Here is an 18,922-nt window from a genome sequence, read left to right on the forward strand (position 1 = left end):
GTCCATGAATCAAATGTCAATTCTCGAACGTCGCCGTATCGAAGCGCTGGTTCTCAAGAACGTCTACGAAGTCATTCGTGAACGTTCCGGTGAGGAAGAAGCGCAGGCCGCAATCGGCGAAGCAGTCAGCCGCTCGGCAATCGAACAGGGCAAGAGCTTTGCCGATGAGCTGGGCCGCACGCCGACGATACAGGATTTCGCCGATATCCAGCCGCTGTGGACGAAGGAAAACGCGCTGGAAATCGACGTTATTTCGCAGGGCGAAGATCATTTCGATTTCAACGTCACGCGCTGCCGCTATTCGGAAATGTATCGCGACATGGGGCTTGGCCATATCGGTCATCTGCTGTCATGCAATCGTGATGGCGATTTCTGCATCGGCTATAACCCGGCCATGAAGCTGGAGCGCACGCAAACCATCATGAAGGGCGCCAGCCACTGCGATTTCCGCTATAGCCTTGAACAGAACGACACGAAAGACGGGGAAGCCTGACATGCCGGTTGAAAACTGGACTTCAAACCAGATCGAGGAACTGGTCGCATTCCGCCGCGACCTGCACCAGAATCCGGAATTGCTCTATGACGTCAACCGTACCGCCGAAAAGGTGGCCGAAGCGCTGCGCGCCGCGGGTGTCGATGAGGTAGTGACAGGCATCGGGCGCACCGGCGTCGTCGGCGTCATTCGCGGCCAGTCGAACCGCTCCGGCCGCGCCATCGGCCTGCGCGCCGACATGGATGCGCTGCCGATCCTCGAAGAAACCGGGGCTGAATGGTCGTCGAAAGTGCCGGGCAAGATGCATGCCTGCGGTCATGACGGCCACACGACCATGCTTCTGGGCGCTGCCCGCGAACTGGCGCAAAGCCGCGCCTTTGACGGCACGGTCATCGTGATCTTCCAGCCAGCCGAAGAAGGCGGCGCGGGCGCAAAGGCGATGATCGATGACGGCCTGTTCAAGCGCTGGCCGGTCAATGAAGTCTACGGCATGCATAACCGTCCGAACCTCGCAGTCGGGCATTTCACCATCAATTCCGGCCCGATCATGGGATCGGTCGATGTTCTCGACATCACCATCGAGGGTGTTGGCGGCCATGCCGCTTCGCCCCACCAGACGATTGACCCCATCCCGGTGACCGCAGCGCTAATTCAGGCGATCCAGACGCTGACGGCGCGCACCATCGACCCGCTCGATTCCGCCGTGATTTCCATCACCACCATTCAGGGCGGCGATGCATTCAACGTCATTCCGCAGAAAATCCGCCTCACCGGCACTGTCCGCACGTTGCGCGAGGAAGTGCGCAACCATATCGAGGAAAAGCTGACCCGCGCCGTGCAGGGCATTGCCGATGCTTTCGGCGCCAAGGCGACGCTCGACTACCAGCGCAATTATCCGGTGACGGTCAATCACGAGCAGGAAACGGAACTCGCAGCCATTGCCGCCGAGGCGGTGGCCGGCGCGGAGCGCGTCACCCGCGACATGCCGGCGACGCTTGGCGGCGAGGACTTCGCCTTCATGCTCAATGAAGTGCCGGGCGCGATGATCAATATCGGCAACGGCCCCAGCGCCAATCTGCATCATCCAAAATATGACTTTAACGATGATGTGATCGCCTGGGGTTGCTCCTACTGGACAACGCTCGTCCGCCACCGGCTGCCGATCAGCAACTGAATAATCGAGTTTGACGCGTTATGACGGGCGGTCCAGTGGGCCGCCTGTTCTTTTTTTTAAGCTCAGGAAGCCGCCAGTGCGGTGGCTTTGAAACCGAAATTCCTTAGCAACACTGCTCCAAAGTTGTACGAAATTCGGATTTGCCGCACTAGTCTATCCAAGATAACCGTAATATAAGGCCCTCCCAATAACCATCGCGGCTTTTCCCGATGGGACGGACAACGCATCCCGGACATTGTGAGACGGCTTTCCATCTGGACACGTGTTTCGGCAAAAAGTTGGAACGGAATCCATGAATATCGAGTCTGCCCTGAGCGACAGCGCCAATATTTTTGACCTCGCCCCAATCTCCCTGTGGCTTGAGGACTATAGCGGCCTGCGCAAGCAGTTCGAGGAATGGCGTGCGCTTGGCGTTACCGATCTGAGGGCCTTCCTGCATGAGGACACGACCCGGCTGCGCATCTGCACCAACCATATCCGCGTTCTCAAGGTCAATCGCAAGACGCTTTCGCTCTTCGAGGCCGATAGCGTCGACCATCTGGTGACCAATCTTGAACGCGTGTTCCGCGACGACATGCTGGACCCGCATATCGAAGAGATGGTGCAGCTCTGGGAGGGCGGCAACGCCTTTTCCAGCGATACCATCAACTATACGCTCAAGGGCAAGCGGCTTGATATCCAGCTCAAGGGCGTCGTGTTGCCGGGCTATGAACACAACTGGGAGCGGGTCCTGCTTGCCATCGAGGACGTGACCGCCCGCGAGGATGCCCGCCGCGAACAGGACCGTCACAAGCAGCATGCGCAAGGGCTTTTCGAGCATTCGCCGGTTTCGCTCTGGGTCGAGGATTTCAGCCGCATCAAGCATTTGATGGACGATGTGCGCCAGCGCGGGATCGTCGATTTCCGCGTGTTCACCGACGTGCATCCAGAATTCGTGCGCCAGTGCATGAGCGAGATCCGCGTGCTCGAAATCAACTCCGAAACGCTCGCCCTCTTCCTCGCGCCGGACAAGAAGACCCTGCTGCAAAACCTGCCGCACATCTTCAAGGACGAGATGGAGGCATCATTCCGCGAGCAACTGATCGACCTGTGGAACGGCGTGCTGTTCCAGCGCCGCGAAGTGGTCAATTATGCGCTCGACGGCACCGAGCGGCACGTGCTGCTGCAATTCTCTGTCCTGCCGGGACATGAGCAGGACTGGTCGCTGGTGCAGGTCGCGCTCACCGACATTACGGCCCGCAAAAAGGCGGAAGCCTATCTGGAATATCTCGGCAAGCACGATGTGCTGACGAAGCTGCACAACCGCGCCTTCTATGTCGATGAACTCAACCGGCTCGAGCGCAAGGGCCATGCGCCGATCTCGATCATCATCATCGATCTCAACGGCCTCAAGGCCGCCAACGATCAATGGGGCCATGCGACAGGCGATGGCTTGTTGCGGCGCCTTGGCGAAGTGCTGAACGGAGCGGTAAGGCAGCCGGGCCATGCAGCCCGCATCGGCGGCGACGAATTCGCGGTCGTCCTGCCTTATGTGGACGAGCGCGGTGCGGAAGCGATGGTCGAAGACATCCAGCGGCTGGTCGATATCAACAATCAGTATTATTCCCAGTTGAAGCTCAATCTTTCCATCGGCACGGCCACCAGCATGCCCGGCGAAAAGCTGGAAACCGTCGCCAAACGCGCCGACCTGCTGATGTATGAGAACAAGCGGCAGCAATATACGAGCCGCACGGTATAGGTGCTAGAGCGGTTCCTGTTCTAACAGAATCGCCGGAACCGCTCTAACTATTTGTTTCATCGCATTATCCAACGCATCGAAGCGGGATAAGAAATCAGTCCAGTGAACTGATTTCCCCGCGTAGACGTTTTTGCTGGAAATGCTCTAATCATCAAACTTGATGATGGTCTTTCCGCGTGTCAGGTCGGTCACCAGCCTTGAAAGATCGTTCTGCGCGGCAATGGGCATGAGGCCTGCAAGCTCGACGCCCGTTCCCGTAAAGTTTTCGTCGGTGATGGCGAGATTTTCGACCGCGGTGAGACGCGCCTTCAAAAGCGCATGGTCGGAAAAATCGCAGGCAAAACGAAAGCCTACCAGCGGAATGACCTCGGTCTTTTCGGCCTGTCGCAGACAGGTCGCGGCCGTGCCGCCATAGGCGCGCATCAAGCCGCCACTGCCGAGCAGAATGCCGCCGAACCAGCGGATCACCACCACCACGATATTGTCGAGCTGCTGGCCGTCAATGGCTTGCAGGATCGGCTTGCCCGCCGTGCCGCTCGGCTCGCCGTCATCGCTGAACCGATAGTTCTGCCCCATGCGCCACGCCCAGCAATTGTGGTTGGCGGCAAGGTCCGAATGTTCGCTCAAAAAGTCCTTCGCCGCCTGCTCGTTCGCTACAGGCGCGGCAACAGCCAGAAACCGGCTTTTCCTGATCTCCTGACTGAAGGTTTCAACGCGGCTGATCGTGAACATGGCAATCCCGAAAATAATATCCTTTGCGCCCTAACATTTTCCATTGAGGATGACGACCCCTGCCGACTTTAAATCCGGGCACCGGCATGCTGGCGCATCACGCCCGGAAAATGCGCAATCGCCGCACGGGCCTGACCAAAACTCGCTGAGCCAAACTCATTGGGTTTTGGCATTTCCCGGCATTGCGCCCACCGGTTATAGGGTATAAGGCAATTCAAAAATGAGCCCTTCTTTTTGGGCTCGGTTCTTGCATACCCAGATGAAAGGTCCCGCCGATGTTCGATTTGATCGTGAGAAACGCCAATCTCCCCGACGGTCGCGAGAAGCAGGACATTCTGGTCAAGGATGGCAAGATTGCCGATATCGTGCCTTCCACGGGAGAGCATCAGGCGGCTCAGGAAATCGATGCGACAAACCGGCTCGTAACCCCGCCTTTCGTCGACCCGCATTTCCACATGGACGCGACCCTGTCGCTCGGCCTGCCGCGCCTCAATCGGTCCGGCACCCTTCTGGAAGGCATCGCGCTCTGGGGCGAATTGAAGCCGATGCTGACCGTGGAAGCCATGGTCGAACGCGCGCTGCGCTATTGCGATCTGGCCGTCAGCCAGGGCCTGCTCGCGATCCGCAGCCATGTCGATGTCAGCGATCCGCGCCTCCTCACCGCTGAAGCGATGATCGAAGTGCGCGAGAAGGTGAAGCCTTACATCGACCTGCAACTGGTCGCCTTCCCGCAGGACGGTTATTACCGTTCGCCCGGCGCGGTCGACCTCGTCAACCGTTCGCTCGACATGGGCCTCGACGTGGTGGGCGGCATCCCTCATTTCGAGCGCACGATGGCCGACGGCGCAGCCTCGCTGGAAGCGCTCTGCCGCATCGCCGCCGAACGCGGTCTGCCGGTCGATATCCATTGCGACGAAAGCGACGATCCGATGTCCCGCCATGTCGAAACGCTGGCGGCTGAGACCATGCGCTTCGGACTGCAGGGCCGGGTTTCCGGCTCGCATCTGACCTCCATGCATTCCATGGACAATTATTACGTCTCAAAGCTCATTCCGCTGATCGCGGAAGCGAAGATGAACGCCATTCCGAACCCGCTCATCAACATCACGCTGCAGGGACGCGCCGACACCTATCCGAAGCGCCGCGGCATGACCCGGGTGCCGGAGCTGATGGCTGCCGGCATCAACGTCGCCTTCGGCCACGACTGCGTCATGGACCCGTGGTACTCGATGGGCTCCGGCGACATGCTGGAAGTCGGCCACATGGCGATCCATGTCGCGCAGATGACGTCCATCGAGGGCAAGCGGCAGGTTTTCGACGCGCTGACCGTTAACTCAGCCAAGGCGCTCGGCCTGGAAGGCTATGGCCTCGCCAAGGGCTGCAATGCCGACTTCGTGGTGCTGCAGGCACGCGATCCGATCGAAGCGCTGCGCCTCAAGGCGAACCGCCTCAAGGTCGTGAAGCGCGGCAAGATCATCGCCGAAACCCCGCAGCGCGTAAGTGCACTCAACCTCGAAGGCCGCCCGTCTTCGGTTGACGGAGCTGACTACGCACCAGTCGGCCAGCTTTAGAATCTTCTTGAATTAAAGGCGGTTTGGGCAATGATGGAAATCGTTGCTCACCAAATCCGCACGTCAAAACGAAGCAACCGGCTGCGCGCACCCGCGCGCCGAAAACACACATGAGGGGTCCCAGACCAAATGACCAAAATCATCAAGACATCGAACTTCACCCGCCGCGATATTCTCGCAATGTCGGCGGCACTGGGCGCAACGGCGATCACCAGCCGGGTCTTCGCCGCCGATGAAAAACTGAAAGTGGCGGGCATCCACGCTTCGCCGGTGGAAAATGCCTGGAACTCGCGCCTGCATGAAGCCCTGAAACAGGCCAACGACGCAGGCGTGATCGAATATGTCTTCTCGGAAGGTGTTTCGGCGAGCGACTATCCCCGCGCCATGCGCGAATATGCCGAACAGGGTATCAAGCTGATCGTGGGCGAATCCTATGCCGTGGAACGCGAAGCGCGTCAGGTTGCCGGCGACTATCCACAGACGGCTTTCGTCATGGGCTCTTCCGGCAAGCCGCAGGGCGACAATTTCGGCGTCTTCGGCACCTGGAATTTCGAAGCGGGCTATCTCACCGGAATGCTGGCGGGCGCGATGAGCAAGTCCGGCATCTTCGGCTCCGTCGGCGCAGTGCCGATCCCCGAAATCAACATGCTGATCAACGCCTTTCAGGACGGCGTGCGCGAAACGCGTCCCGACGCGAAGTTCGTCGCGTCCTTCATGGGCACCTTCTTCGACCCGCCGAAAGCACGCGAGGCAGGCCTTGCGGCCATCGATTCCGGCGCGGACATCCTGTTTGGCGAGCGTATCGGCACGGCGGACGCGGCCAAGGAGCGCGGCATCAAGGCCATCGGCTCGCTGACCGACTATACGCCGCGTTATCCCGACACGGTTTTTGCCAATGCAATCTGGAACTTCGGGCCGATCCTTAATGCTGCAATCGCAGACGTGAAGGCTGGAAAGCCCGCAGGCAAGGACTACACGCCTTTCAGCATGATGAAGGAAGGCGGCAACGACATCATCTACGTCAAGGGCGTCGCACCGGCGGAAGCCGAAGCGAAGATGGAAGCGCGTCGCAACGAGATCAAATCGGGCGCGTTCACGCTCAAGCTCAACGCCGAAGAGCCGAAATAATCACGCCTCGCGCCGGTGCCTGACACCTGTTCCAGCACCGGCGCGCCTTCTGGTTCGGATAACAATCCGCAAAACCGGCTCCCGCTTTTCAGGCCCGCTTCATGTCTTCAACCGTCCTCGAACTTCGCAACATAACAAAGCGCTTTGGTCCCCTGACCGCCAATGACGATATTTCGCTGAAGCTCGGACGCGGCGAAATTCTCGCTTTCCTCGGGGAAAACGGCGCTGGCAAGACCACGCTGATGAACATCCTGTTCGGCCATTATGTGCCGGATGAAGGCCGTGTGTTCGTCAAGGGCGAGGAAATCCCGCAAGGCAAGCCGCGCGCCGCCATCGAGGCGGGGGTGGGCATGGTGCACCAGCATTTCACGCTCGCGCCCAATCTTACCGTGCTTGAAAACATCATCACCGGCACGGAAAGCCTCTGGAAGCTCAAATCCGCGCACGGCCCCGCACGCACCAAGATCGCCGCAATCGCAAAACGCTTCGGCTTGCAGGTCGATCCCGATGCGCGACTTGGCGATCTTTCGGTAGGCGAGCAGCAGCGCGTCGAAATTCTGAAAGCGCTCTATAACGACGCCGATATCCTCATTCTGGATGAGCCGACGGCGGTTCTCACAACGCAGGAAGCCGAAAACCTGTTCGCGACGCTGAAAGAGATGGCGCGGCAGGGCCTGTCGCTGATCTTCATTTCTCACAAGCTGCATGAAGTCATGTCCGCCGCCGACCGCGTGATCGTCCTGCGCGGCGGCAAGCTTGTGGCCGAGCGCAAGGCTTCCGAAACCTCCAAGGAGGAATTGGCCGAACTGATGGTGGGCCGCCGCGTCTCGCGCCCTTCCCGCGCCGCTTCCACGCCCGGTGAAACCCTGCTGGAAGCACGGAATGCAACGGTTGTGGAGGACGGCGCAACCCGCCTTTCAGACCTCGACTTCCATGTTCGCGCCGGTGAAACACTGGGGATCATCGGTGTGTCGGGCAATGGGCAGGCAGCGCTTGGACGTCTCGTTTCCGGCCTCAGCCAGCCGGCAAGCGGTGAACTTGTCATGTTCGGGCAGACGGTAACGAAATTCGACCCCCGCCAGTTCGTGGCCGAAGGTGTGGGCCGCATTCCGGAAGACCGCAATGCGGAAGGCGCAATCGGCGATCTGACGCTTTGGGAGAATGCTGTGCTGGAGCGCGTGCGCGACCGGCAATTCTCCAATGGTCTTCTGGTCAACCGCGCGGCAGCGCGCGAGTTTACCGATCGTATCATCAAGGATTTCGATGTGCGCGGCGGCACGCCTGACAGCCGCATTCGCCTGCTTTCCGGCGGCAACATGCAAAAGCTCATTCTGGGCCGCAATCTGGAAACCGCCCCGCGTATCCTGATCGCGGCACAGCCGACGCGCGGCCTTGACGAAGGCGCAGTGGCGGCGATCCACGCCCGCATTTTGGAAGCACGCGCCAAGGGTGCTGCGGTGCTGCTCATCTCCGAAGATCTGGATGAAATCATTGGCTTGGCGGATCGTGTTCAAGCGATTGTCAAAGGCCGGCTCTCGCCCCCGATCGATGCCGGGAAAGCAAACGCGCAACGACTGGGCCTGATGATGGCAGGTGAATGGGGCAAAGCATGATCCCGAAAAGTGTGAAGCGGTTTTCAGATAAGAACATGCTCAAGCAATTGAAGGGGCTGAACTGATGCGTATCGAACGACGCGAAACCCGGCCCGTGGCACTGGTGGCAACCGCACCGGTCATCGCCGTTCTGGCCGCCTTCGTGCTTGCCGGCCTGCTGATCGCCGCCGCCGGTGCGCCGGTTCTGGAATCCTTCCGCCAGATCGCCATCGGTGCCTTCGGCAACAAGCTTTCGATCACCGAAACGCTCGCCCGCGCGACGCCCTTGATGCTGACCGGTCTTGCCGCTGCCGTCGCCTTCCGCTCCAAACTCTGGAATATCGGTGCCGAAGGCCAGTTCTACATGGGTGCGCTGGCGGTCGTCGCCTGCGGCACGCAGTTGCAGCTTCCGGCCGCCGTTCTCATTCCGCTTCTGCTGATCGTCGGTGCGATTGCAGGCATGATCTTTCTTCTGATCCCGCTCGGGCTGCGCCTGCGCTTCGGCGTCGACGAGGTTGTGACGACGCTGCTCTTGAACTTCGTGGCGGTGCTTATCGTATCCATGATGATCGAAGGGCCGATGAAAGACCCCCTCGCCTTTGGCTGGCCGCAATCCGAGCCCGTGCCGGACGCGGCGGTGCTGCCGAAAATCATGTCCGGCATGCGGCTTCACATCGGCATCGCGATAGCCATCGCCCTGGCGCTCATCATCGCCTATGTGCAGAAGCGAACCGTCTTCGGCCTTGAAACCAAGGCTGCGGGCCTCAATCCGCGCGCCGCGCGCTTTGCCGGTGTCCCGCTGGCAAGGACGCTGGTAAAGGTCGCCTGCATTTCCGGTGGCCTTGCGGGGCTTGCAGGCGCGATACAGGTCATGGGCGTGAAAGGCTACGTCACGACCGATCTTTCGCCGGGCTTCGGCTATTCCGGCATCATCGTCGCCATGCTCGCCAATCTGAACCCCATCGGCGCGATCTTCTCTGCACTTTTTGCTGCCGCCATGTTTGTCGGCGCCGACGGCATGAGCCGCGCCATCGGCATTCCGAGCTTCATCGCCGATGTCACCGTCGCGCTGTCGCTCCTGACCATGCTGGTCGCTCTGTTTTTCACACAATACAGGATCGCCCGATGAACGAGCTGATGGATATTCTTCTCTCCGCCGGCCTGTGGGTCTCGGTCCTGCGCATCGCAACACCGCTTATCTTCGGCACACTCGGCGCGCTTTATTGCGAACGGGCGGGCGTACTCAATCTCGGCATTGAAGGCATCATGACCTTCGGCGCAATGATCGGCTGGCTGACCGTGTTCAACGGCGCCGACCTGTGGACCGGCGTGGCGGTTGCGGCAGCTTCCGGCGCACTGTTCGGCTTGCTTCATGCAGCCCTCACCGTGCCGCTCGGCCTATCGCAGCATGTGGTGGGCCTCGGCATCACGCTGTTTGCATCGAGCCTCAGCTATTTCCTGTTCCGGCTTCTGGTGCCGCTGTCCTCGACGCCGCCGTCCATCACGCCTTTCCAGCCGCTCAATCCGTCATGGCTTGCAGAAGTCCCGTTCATCGGACAGGTGCTTGGCACGCAGACGGCGCTGACCTGGATCGCCATTCCGCTGGCGCTTCTGCTCGGTTACGTGCTTTTCCGCACGCCGCTCGGCCTTGCCATCCGCATGACCGGCGAAAACCCGCATGCAGCGGAAGCGCAGGGCATCAACCCGATCCGTGTGCGCATTTTCACGATCATGTTCGGCAGCGCGCTCATGGCAGTCGGCGGCGCGTTTCTTACGCTCTCCGCCTTCAACTCGTTCTTCCCGACCATGATGCAGGGGCGTGGCTGGGTCTGTATCGCACTTGTCGTCTTCGCCTCGTGGCGTCCGACGCGCGCGCTTCTCGGCGCGCTTTTGTTCGCGCTGTTCGATGCATTCCAGCTTCGATTGCAGACAGTCTACGGCAAGGCCGTGCCCTACCAGCTCTTCCTGATGATCCCCTACATCATGTCGATCGTGGCGCTCATCGTCATGGCGCGGCGCGCCCGTGTTCCGCAGGCGCTGATGCAGCCCTATCGCCGCGGGGAACGGTAAGCGCTTCACGCACACCAGCCCCTCATCATGAGGATAGCCCCACGTGCACCCTGAGCCCTGAGCTTGGCGAAGGGTCTGTGCTTGAGATTGGCTGCCACGCAAGCCCCTCATCCTGAGGAGCCGCCGCAGGCGGCGTCTCGAAGGGCAAGGGGCGGCAATGCCGTGCGGCAGCGCGGTTTAGACGAGAGAATTTTTCAAACAAAAACGGCGCCCAAAGGCGCCGTTTTCTTTATGCTGTCGGGCTTATGCAGCGCTCGACTTGCTCTTTTCAAAGCGCTTGCGCTCATTCGGGTCAAGATAGAGCTTGCGCAGTCGGATGGACTTCGGCGTCACTTCCACCAGCTCGTCGTCCTGAATCCACGACAGGGCGCGTTCCAGCGTCATCTTGATCGGCGGGGTGAGCTTCACGGCTTCATCCTTGCCGGCAGCGCGGATGTTGGTGAGCTTCTTGCCCTTGAGCACGTTGACTTCCAGATCGTTGTCGCGGCTGTGAATGCCGATCAGCATGCCCTGGTAGACCTTGACGCCAGCGTCGATGATCATCGGACCGCGATCTTCAAGGTTGAACAGCGCATAGGCAACAGCTTCACCCTGATCGTTGGAAATCAGAACGCCGTTGTTGCGGCCAGCGATTTCGCCCTTGTAGGGCTGATAGTCGTGGAACAGGCGGTTCATGATCGCCGTGCCGCGCGTATCGGTCAGGAGTTCCGACTGATAGCCGATAAGGCCACGGGTCGGAGCGTAAAACACCATGCGAACGCGATTGCCGCCCGAAGGACGCAGTTCGACCATTTCGGCCTTGCGTTCGGACATCTTCTGCACGACCGTGCCGGAATATTCTTCATCGACGTCGATGACGACTTCTTCCACCGGCTCCAGCTTTTCGCCGTTCTCGCCGTCCTTCATGACGACGCGCGGACGCGAAACGCCAAGCTCGAAGCCCTCGCGGCGCATGTTTTCGATGAGAACTGCAAGCTGCAATTCACCGCGGCCGGAAACGAAGAACGAATCCTTTTCGTTCGATTCCTCGATCTTCAGCGCGACATTGCCTTCAGCTTCCTTGAGCAGGCGGTCGCGGATGACGCGGCTCGTTACCTTGTCGCCTTCCGTGCCCGCATATGGACTGTCATTGACGATGAAAGACATGGTCACGGTCGGCGGATCGATCGGCTGTGCGGCGAGCGGCTCACTCACGGACGGGTCGCAGAACGTGTCGGCAACCGTGCCCTTGGAAAGACCGGCGATGGCGACGATGTCGCCCGCATGCGCTTCATCGATGGCCTGGCGCTCGATGCCGCGGAAAGCGAGAATCTTCGAGATACGGCCATTTTCGAGCAGCGAACCATCCTGACCGAGAACCTTGACGGCCTGGTTCGGCTTGATCGAGCCGGAATGGATACGACCGGTGATGATGCGGCCCAGGAACGGATCGGCTTCGAGGATCGTGCCGATCATACGGAACGGACCTTCAGCAACCTTCGGTGCCGGAACGTGCTTCAGCACGAGGTCGAACAGCGGTGCGAGGCCTTCGTCCTGCGGACCTTCCGGGTTCAGCGCCATCCAGCCGTTACGGCCTGAACCGTAAAGGATCGGGAAATCGAGCTGTTCGTCGGTCGCATCGAGATTGGCGAAGAGGTCGAACACTTCGTTGATGACTTCTTCATGACGGCCATCCGGACGGTCGATCTTGTTGATCGCCACGATCGGACGCAGACCAACCTTCAGCGCCTTGCCGACGACGAACTTCGTCTGCGGCATCGGGCCTTCGGCAGCGTCGACGAGAACGATAGCGCCGTCCACCATCGAGAGAATACGCTCAACCTCACCGCCGAAATCGGCGTGGCCCGGCGTATCGACGATGTTGATGCGCGTATTTTTCCAGACAACCGAAGTGGCCTTGGCGAGAATGGTGATCCCGCGTTCCTTTTCGATGTCGTTGGAATCCATCATGCGTTCTGCAACGCGCTGGTTGTCGCGGAACGAGCCGGACTGCTTCAGGAGTTCATCGACCAGAGTTGTTTTGCCATGATCGACGTGTGCGATAATAGCGATATTACGCAATTCCATATGGAGATCACTTCTATATGAGTTGGGAGCCGCGCCAACAGACCCGCGCGGAAAAACAATGCGGCGCTCTTACAGGTTTTTTTGCATTTTAGAAAGGGGCAGCACGAAACTGCCCCTCAATTAACCCGAAAAACCCGGATTTCGTTGCGTTTTTACACTGTCAATTTGACAGTTTTTTGTACTCATACGGGCATGTCGTTGTTACGCCCATGCCTGGCATTACAAAAGCGTACCGGACAGAATGACCATCGCCACGCTGAAATAGATGACAAGACCCGTCACATCGACCAGTGTGGCGACGAACGGCGCCGATGCGCTGGCCGGATCGAAGCCCAGCCTTTGCAGGATGAATGGCAGCATGGAGCCTGTCAGCGAGCCGAAGGTGACAATGGCCACCAGCGCCATGCCCACGGTGAGCGCTACCAGCATCCAGTGCTCGCCATAATCGTAGATGCCGAGCGTCTGCCAGGCGATGATGCGCAGAATGCCGATGCAGCCCAGAAAGCTGCCCAGCGCAAGGCCGGATGGGATTTCACGCAGCGCGACACGCCACCAGTCCTTCAGCCTGATTTCCTGCAAGGCAAGCGCGCGGATGATCAGCGACGTTGCCTGCGAGCCGGAATTGCCGCCCGAAGACATGATGAGCGGGATGAAGAGCGTCAGCACCAGCGCCTTTTCCAGTTCCGCCTCGAAATGCTGCATGGCGCTTGCCGTCAGCATTTCGCCGAGGAACAGGATGCCGAGCCAGCCGGCACGCTTCTTCAGCATCTCGCCGAAGCCGATGCGCATATAGGGCTTGTCCAGCGCCTCCATGCCACCGAAACGGTAAGCGTCCTCGCTTGCCTCTTCGGTCATGGCGTCAAGCACGTCATCGACGGTCACGATGCCGATGATATGGCGGCTCTCATCCACCACGGGCACGGCCAGAAGGTCATGCTTGCGAAAGAGCCGGGCGACTTCCTCGCGGCTTGCCAACGGCGAAATCGTGATCGGCTCGTCATCCCGCGCGATGGACAGAATCGGCTCGTCCGGCTGGCGGATGATGAGACGGCGCAGGCTGACCACGCCCAACAGGACGCGACTAGCCGGATCGACCACATAAATGGCATAAACCGTTTCGCGCGTGCGCTCGACCTTGCGGATATAGTCCAGCGTCTGGCCGACATTCCAGTTGGAAGGCACCGCGATGAATTCGATGGTCATGAGCGAACCCGCCGTGTTCGGCGGATAGCCCATCAGTTTCTTCAGTGCGACCTTGGTTTCAGGCGCGAGGATGGGAAACAGGCCCGCGCGGTCATCGTCTTCCAGTTCCTGAAAAACGTCGGTTGCACGGTCCGCCGACATGCCGTCAAGCAGGAGGCTTGCAAGGCCGGGCGGAAGCATGGCGATGATTTCGGTGGCACGATGCAGTTCCGGCTGGTCGAGCAGACGAATGGCATCTTCGTGCGAAAGCTGTGCGATGACGGCGACTGCATCATCGGCATCGAGTTCGTTAACGAGTTCCACTGCGTCGCCGGTACGCATGTCCGCAATGCGGCTTGCGATGGCAGCAGCAGGGAGGTCGGCAACATTGAGTACTTCCGGGAAGAAGTTGTTGTCGGTCATGGGCTTGCCTTTCTGTCGATCCGCCGTCAAAGGCAGACCGTGCAAGCCGACCGCGAGCGATCAGATCACGAACTGCCTTGACGGCTGAAACAATCGACTGTGACTGTCGCTTGGCATAAGAGAATAAAACTCCGGTTGAAAATGCTGCCGCAGAAATTCGGCTGCGGGCGTGATTTGCGCTTGGTCGCCCATAAAGTCAAGCCCTGACGGATAATGTAGAACGGTTTTCCCGCAGCCTGTCATAACGACAACTTGCCCTTGCCCGCATGCAAGGCAGCGCCTAAATCTGGTTCAGCTTATCAACACCATCCGAACCGGAGTTCATCATGTCCGACAACACCGCCCACAATCACGCGCTGACAGACTGGAGCGGACCGTTGGGCCTGCCGGATTTCACCGCGTTCGGCGACGGGGATTTCGCACCTGCCTTCGATGTGGCGCTGGCGCAGGACCTCGCGGAAGTGGAAGCCATCGCCGGGGCGACCAAAGACGCCACCATCGAAAACACGCTCAAAGCCCTGCAACTGACCGGCAAGGCGCTCGACCGCGTGTCAGCCATTTTCTGGCTGCGCGCCGGTGCGCACAGCAACGACACGATCCAGGCGCTGGAGCGCGAAATCGCGCCTAAAATGTCGCGTCATTATTCGCGCATCATGATGGACCCGGCGCTTTTCGCCCGCATCGACGCGCTTTATGAAAACCGGGACATGCTGGATCTCGACACCGAAACCAAGCGGGTTCTTGAAAAGACCTGGAAAGGTTTCGTCCGCTCGGGTGCGAAGCTTGATGAAGCGGGCAAGACTGAACTTGCCGGCATCAATGAGAAGCTCGCCGGGCTTGGCGCCCGTTTTGGCCAGAACGTGTTGAAGGATGAATCAAGCTGGGCGCTGTTCATCACCGATGAAGCCGACCTCGCGGGCCTGCCTGATTTCCTGAAAAACGCCATGCAGAGTGCTGCCGCCGAGCGCGGCAAACCGGATACATGGGCCGTCACGCTGTCGCGCTCAATTGTGGAGCCATTCCTTTCCTTCTCTCAAAACCGTGCGCTCCGCGAACAGGCGTTCCACGCCTGGGCAAAGCGCGGTGAAAATGGCGGCGAAAGCGACAATCGCGATATCGTGCGCGAAATGGTGGAACTGCGTGAGCGCAAGGCGCATCTGCTCGGCTACGCCAACTTTGCCGCCTACAAGCTTGACGACACCATGGCCAAGACGCCCAAGGCAGTCATGGACCTGCTGGAACCAGTCTGGGACAAGGCCCGCGCCAAGGCCCGTGAGGAAGAAGTCGAACTCGAACGACTGATCGCAGGCGATGGCGGCAATCACAAGGTCGCGCCGTGGGACTGGCGTTTCTATGCGGAAAAACTGCGTGCCGAACGCTTCGCCTTTGATGAAGCGGAACTGAAGCCTTATCTGCAGCTTGAAAAGATCATCGAAGCCGCCTTCGACGTCGCTCACCGCCTTTTCGGCATCCGCTTCGAGGAAAAGAAGGGGATCGCAGCATGGCATCCGGACGTGCGCGTGTTTCAGGTGCTCAATGCTGATGGCAGCGAACGCGGCCTGTTCCTTGGCGACTATTTCGCCCGGACATCGAAGCGTTCAGGCGCATGGATGAGTTCGCTGCAATCGAGCCACAAGCTCGATGGCGGGCAGAAGCCGATCATCTACAATGTTATGAATTTTGCCAAGCCAAAGGCCGGTGAACCGGCCCTGCTCTCGCTCGACGACGCACGCACCCTGTTCCACGAATTCGGCCATGCGCTGCATGGGCTTCTCTCCGATGTGACCTGGCCCGCTGTTTCCGGTACTGCCGTTTCGCGCGATTTCGTGGAACTTCCGTCGCAGCTTTACGAACACTGGCTGACCGTTCCGGCGGTCCTCGAAAAATACGCCGTGCACTATCGCACCGGCGAGGCCATGCCGAAGGCGCTTCTGGACAAGGTTCTCGCAGCCCGCACCTTCAATGCAGGTTTCAACACCGTTGAGTTCACCTCATCCGCGCTGGTGGACATGGCATTCCACACCGGCACGGAAAAGATCGCCGATCCGCTCGCCTTCGAGGTGAAGACGCTGGAAAAGCTTTCGATGCCGGATGCGATCATCATGCGCCATCGCACACCGCATTTCACCCACGTCTTTTCCGGCGACGGTTATTCCGCGGGCTACTACTCCTATATGTGGTCGGAAGTGCTGGACGCAGACGCGTTCTCGGCATTCGAGGAAACCGGCGATGCCTTCAACCCGGAACTGGCAGCGAAGCTTAAGCAGCATATCTATGCCGCCGGTGGCAGCCGCGACCCGGAAGAGCTTTACAAGGCCTTCCGCGGCAAGATGCCGACACCGGACGCGATGATCGAAAAGCGTGGGCTGAATTAAAACCAAAAACAAAAAGGCCGGGAAACCGGCCTTTTTTCAATTCTTGTGGGTCAGGATATTCACGAGCCGCCCATAGGGATCACGCGTGAAGAAACGGCGCACGCCCCATTCCTCATCCGCCGGGCCGTATTCTACGGGAAACCCCAGCGCGATCGCGCGCTGCAGCATGGCGTCGACGTCATCGACCTCGATGGAAAGGTCGGGCACCGGCGTGCCCGACCCGCCTTCGCTCATTATGCTCACCTGCACCCGTGCCTGCGCATCCGCGGCATAGGTGACGATCCAGCCGAAATCCATCGCCACATCGAGGCCCAGCAAGTCGCCGTAGAAGCGCTTTGCCGCCGCCGGGTCGCCGGCTGCGATATTGGCAACGATGCGGCGCACAGTCATCAGTATTCGCCGAGCTTGATGTCCGGCGTGTAATCGACGCCGTCGACTTCCTTCACCACCGGCTGGCCGCAATGCATGACACCCGTGGCGGCATTGAAGGCGTAGGTCGGCGAGCCGTAAAGCTGCCAGCCCTTGTTGAGCGCCGCCGTGACGCGATGGCAGAAAGCGGAATCGTCGGGGCCTGTAATGAAACGGTATAACTTCATGCTTTTACTTCCTCTGTTATAACTTCACGCCGGTTCTGGCGAGCACGCGCTCGGCCATCTGAAGATGCAGGCGCTCGACCATCTGCCCGTCCAGCGAGACGACACCCTTATCGGCATTTTCAGGGCGGGCAAAGATTTCAACGACGCGACGGGCCTGTGCCACTTCCTCCTCGCTCGGGGAGAATGCCCGGTTGGCCGCTTCGATCTGCCCCGGATGAATGAGCGTCTTGCCGTCAAAACCCATGGCAGCGCCTTGGGCGCATTCGGCCTCGAAACCCACGCTATCGCGAAAATCGTTATAAACGCCGTCAAGCACGGTGATCCCGCCAGCGCGCGCGGCAAGAACGATCTGCATCAGCCAGGGGATCAGATAGGGTCGCCCCGGCTGCGGACGCACGCCCGTTTCCCGCGCTATATCATTCGGCCCGACGACAAAACAGGCAAGCCGCACTGCCGAACGATGGCCAAGAACCGCAATTTCGTCGGCGTTGAGAATGCCCCTTGGCGTCTCGATCATCGCCCAGACACCAACGGCCGGATCGGCGTCATGGCGATCAAGCCGGTTGGCTGCGTCGATTATGTCCTGCGGGCGTTCGACCTTGGGCAGAAGGATCGCATCCGCGCCCATCTTCGCAGCCGCCGCAACATCGTCCTTGCCCCACGGCGTTTCTGCCGTATTCACCCGCACGATCCGTTCGAAGCCAGACTTCGGATGGCTCGCAAAATGCGCCGCCAGCGCATCGCGCGCCACAACCTTTGCATCGGGCGCTACGGAATCCTCCAGATCGTAGATCACACAATCCGCCGGCAGCGTCAGCGACTTCTCGAGAGCGCGGGCATTGGAAGCAGGAACGAACAGGACGGAACGGCGGGAGCGAACAATGGTTTTCATGTCCCGATTTGTGCACCGAACCGTGTAAACGCGCAAGGTCCGGAAGCGTTCGGCGTGGTCCCGCAGGCCTTCCCGGAAAGGGACTTGAAATCCGCATCACGGCTGCCTATTTTCCGGCCTTCGGTTGAATGCACCTGCCGCCCGCAGCTTCCAAGCCATGGTAAAGCATTCTGAAACTTCGTTTTTGTTCCGGTGACGGCAGAAACGGCAATGCGGGCACCCGTTCATGAAAACGCCGCTCACAATCAGGAGCGAAAACAATGACCACAGCTATCATCGCTGGGACCAATAATGTTGACTTCAAGCACCAGGCCCGCCGTCTGCGGCAGGCTTTGAGCGAGGAAGGCATCGCCATCAGCCACGGCAAGGCCCTCGACCTCGTGGCGCGGCAGTCCGGCACGCGCGACTGGAACACACTTGCCGCCAATGGCAGCAAGGTTGAAGCCGCATCCGTGCAGGACGATACCGCGCCTTACCGCGTCGGCCAGCGCATCACCGGGCTGTTTCACACCACGCCGTTCGACGCCCGCATTATCGCGGTCGAGGAAACGATCAAGCCGGAGTTGTGGCGTATCACGCTCCAGTTCGATCCGGCTATCGATGTGGCGGTTTCGCCCAACCTTTCGATGTTGCGCAGGCGCGTCACGGCTGTTGTCGGCACCGACGGAAAATCCCGCCGCCTGACCGGCAGCGAGACCGGCGGCATCGCGTTGAATGTCGGATAATTGCTCAAAGTGCCTCGCATACGCATGATCCGCAAACCTTGACGCGGTTTACAGACAGGATTATGCGCATAACCCGACAGTCGAACTATCCGGCGTGCTTGCAGGCGCGCCGGATAAATCGCAAGACGGGTCGGGAGTTGCGACCTATTGGGCAGTTTCGGCCT

General features: G+C 59.8%; 16 protein-coding genes. 10 read left to right on the forward strand and 6 right to left on the reverse strand.

The window, feature by feature from the left end:
- The first annotated feature begins 4 nt into the window (after positions 1-4).
- From ABWW28_RS00640 to ABWW28_RS00650, 3 genes are all read left to right on the forward strand, one after another.
- Entirely contained in the window at positions 5-493 is a 489-nt protein-coding gene (locus ABWW28_RS00640; protein WP_176587958.1) for an L-2-amino-thiazoline-4-carboxylic acid hydrolase, read from the forward strand.
- A gap of 1 nt (position 494) precedes the next feature.
- Positions 495-1,667 (forward strand): M20 aminoacylase family protein, encoded by a 1,173-nt coding sequence (locus ABWW28_RS00645; protein WP_075041547.1) that lies wholly within the window; start codon positions 495-497, stop codon positions 1,665-1,667.
- A 292-nt stretch (positions 1,668-1,959) separates the two neighbouring features.
- Positions 1,960-3,405, forward strand: a complete 1,446-nt coding sequence (locus ABWW28_RS00650) for a sensor domain-containing diguanylate cyclase (RefSeq protein ID WP_176587959.1) — start codon at positions 1,960-1,962, stop codon at positions 3,403-3,405.
- A gap of 144 nt (positions 3,406-3,549) precedes the next feature.
- Here the strand turns inward: ABWW28_RS00650 and ABWW28_RS00655 are convergent, their stop codons facing one another.
- The gene (locus ABWW28_RS00655) at positions 3,550-4,137 is read right to left on the reverse strand and encodes an IMPACT family protein (RefSeq protein ID WP_021585587.1); all 588 of its coding nucleotides are present in this window, start codon (positions 4,135-4,137) and stop codon (positions 3,550-3,552) included.
- 275 nt (positions 4,138-4,412) lie between these two features.
- On the opposite strand from ABWW28_RS00655, the gene ABWW28_RS00660 reads away from it, so the two are divergent.
- The 5 genes from ABWW28_RS00660 to ABWW28_RS00680 all read left to right on the forward strand — a co-directional run bounded on the left by ABWW28_RS00660 (position 4,413) and on the right by ABWW28_RS00680 (position 10,498).
- A complete protein-coding gene (locus ABWW28_RS00660; protein WP_021585588.1) occupies positions 4,413-5,708 on the forward strand; it encodes an amidohydrolase family protein in 1,296 nt (431 codons plus the stop codon).
- A gap of 129 nt (positions 5,709-5,837) precedes the next feature.
- Positions 5,838-6,836, forward strand: coding sequence for a BMP family protein (locus ABWW28_RS00665; protein ID WP_021585589.1), 999 nt, complete (start codon positions 5,838-5,840; stop codon positions 6,834-6,836).
- Positions 6,837-6,937: 101 nt separating this feature from the next.
- The gene (locus tag ABWW28_RS00670) at positions 6,938-8,449 is read left to right on the forward strand and encodes an ABC transporter ATP-binding protein (RefSeq protein WP_021585590.1); all 1,512 of its coding nucleotides are present in this window, start codon (positions 6,938-6,940) and stop codon (positions 8,447-8,449) included.
- 64 nt (positions 8,450-8,513) lie between these two features.
- Positions 8,514-9,557: an ABC transporter permease gene (locus ABWW28_RS00675; protein ID WP_021585591.1), complete on the forward strand. Its 1,044-nt coding sequence runs from the start codon at positions 8,514-8,516 to the stop codon at positions 9,555-9,557.
- Positions 9,554-10,498, forward strand: coding sequence for an ABC transporter permease (locus ABWW28_RS00680; protein ID WP_021585592.1), 945 nt, complete (start codon positions 9,554-9,556; stop codon positions 10,496-10,498). The genes ABWW28_RS00675 and ABWW28_RS00680 overlap by 4 nt, the downstream gene beginning before the upstream one ends.
- A 243-nt stretch (positions 10,499-10,741) precedes the next feature.
- On the opposite strand, the gene typA is transcribed toward ABWW28_RS00680, so the two are convergent.
- Positions 10,742-12,565, reverse strand: coding sequence for a translational GTPase TypA (gene typA / locus ABWW28_RS00685; RefSeq protein WP_006468571.1), 1,824 nt, complete (start codon positions 12,563-12,565; stop codon positions 10,742-10,744).
- A gap of 219 nt (positions 12,566-12,784) precedes the next feature.
- Entirely contained in the window at positions 12,785-14,170 is a 1,386-nt protein-coding gene (mgtE, locus tag ABWW28_RS00690; protein ID WP_006472231.1) for a magnesium transporter, read from the reverse strand.
- A gap of 326 nt (positions 14,171-14,496) precedes the next feature.
- On the opposite strand from mgtE, the gene ABWW28_RS00695 reads away from it, so the two are divergent.
- On the forward strand, positions 14,497-16,545 hold the full coding sequence (locus ABWW28_RS00695) for a M3 family metallopeptidase (protein WP_021585594.1): 2,049 nt from the start codon (positions 14,497-14,499) through the stop codon (positions 16,543-16,545).
- Positions 16,546-16,581: 36 nt separating this feature from the next.
- Here ABWW28_RS00695 and ABWW28_RS00700 read toward each other — a convergent pair whose 3' ends face one another.
- The 3 genes from ABWW28_RS00700 to ABWW28_RS00710 are packed head-to-tail and all read right to left on the reverse strand — an operon-like array spanning position 16,582 to position 18,033.
- Positions 16,582-16,935 (reverse strand): VOC family protein, encoded by a 354-nt coding sequence (locus tag ABWW28_RS00700; RefSeq protein WP_025092067.1) that lies wholly within the window; start codon positions 16,933-16,935, stop codon positions 16,582-16,584.
- Complete coding sequence (locus ABWW28_RS00705; protein WP_002965766.1) at positions 16,935-17,141, reverse strand: DUF1737 domain-containing protein; 207 nt, start codon at positions 17,139-17,141, stop codon at positions 16,935-16,937. Before ABWW28_RS00705 ends, ABWW28_RS00700 begins: the two co-directional genes overlap by 1 nt.
- A gap of 16 nt (positions 17,142-17,157) precedes the next feature.
- Positions 17,158-18,033: an HpcH/HpaI aldolase/citrate lyase family protein gene (locus tag ABWW28_RS00710; protein WP_021588122.1), complete on the reverse strand. Its 876-nt coding sequence runs from the start codon at positions 18,031-18,033 to the stop codon at positions 17,158-17,160.
- Between the two features lie 260 nt (positions 18,034-18,293).
- On the opposite strand from ABWW28_RS00710, the gene ABWW28_RS00715 reads away from it, so the two are divergent.
- On the forward strand, positions 18,294-18,758 hold the full coding sequence (locus tag ABWW28_RS00715; RefSeq protein ID WP_021588123.1) for a glyoxalase superfamily protein: 465 nt from the start codon (positions 18,294-18,296) through the stop codon (positions 18,756-18,758).
- Positions 18,759-18,922: the final 164 nt, after the last annotated feature.

The organism is Brucella sp. NBRC 14130, assembly GCF_040371715.1.
GTDB classification, from domain to species: Bacteria; Pseudomonadota; Alphaproteobacteria; order Rhizobiales; family Rhizobiaceae; genus Brucella; species Brucella intermedia.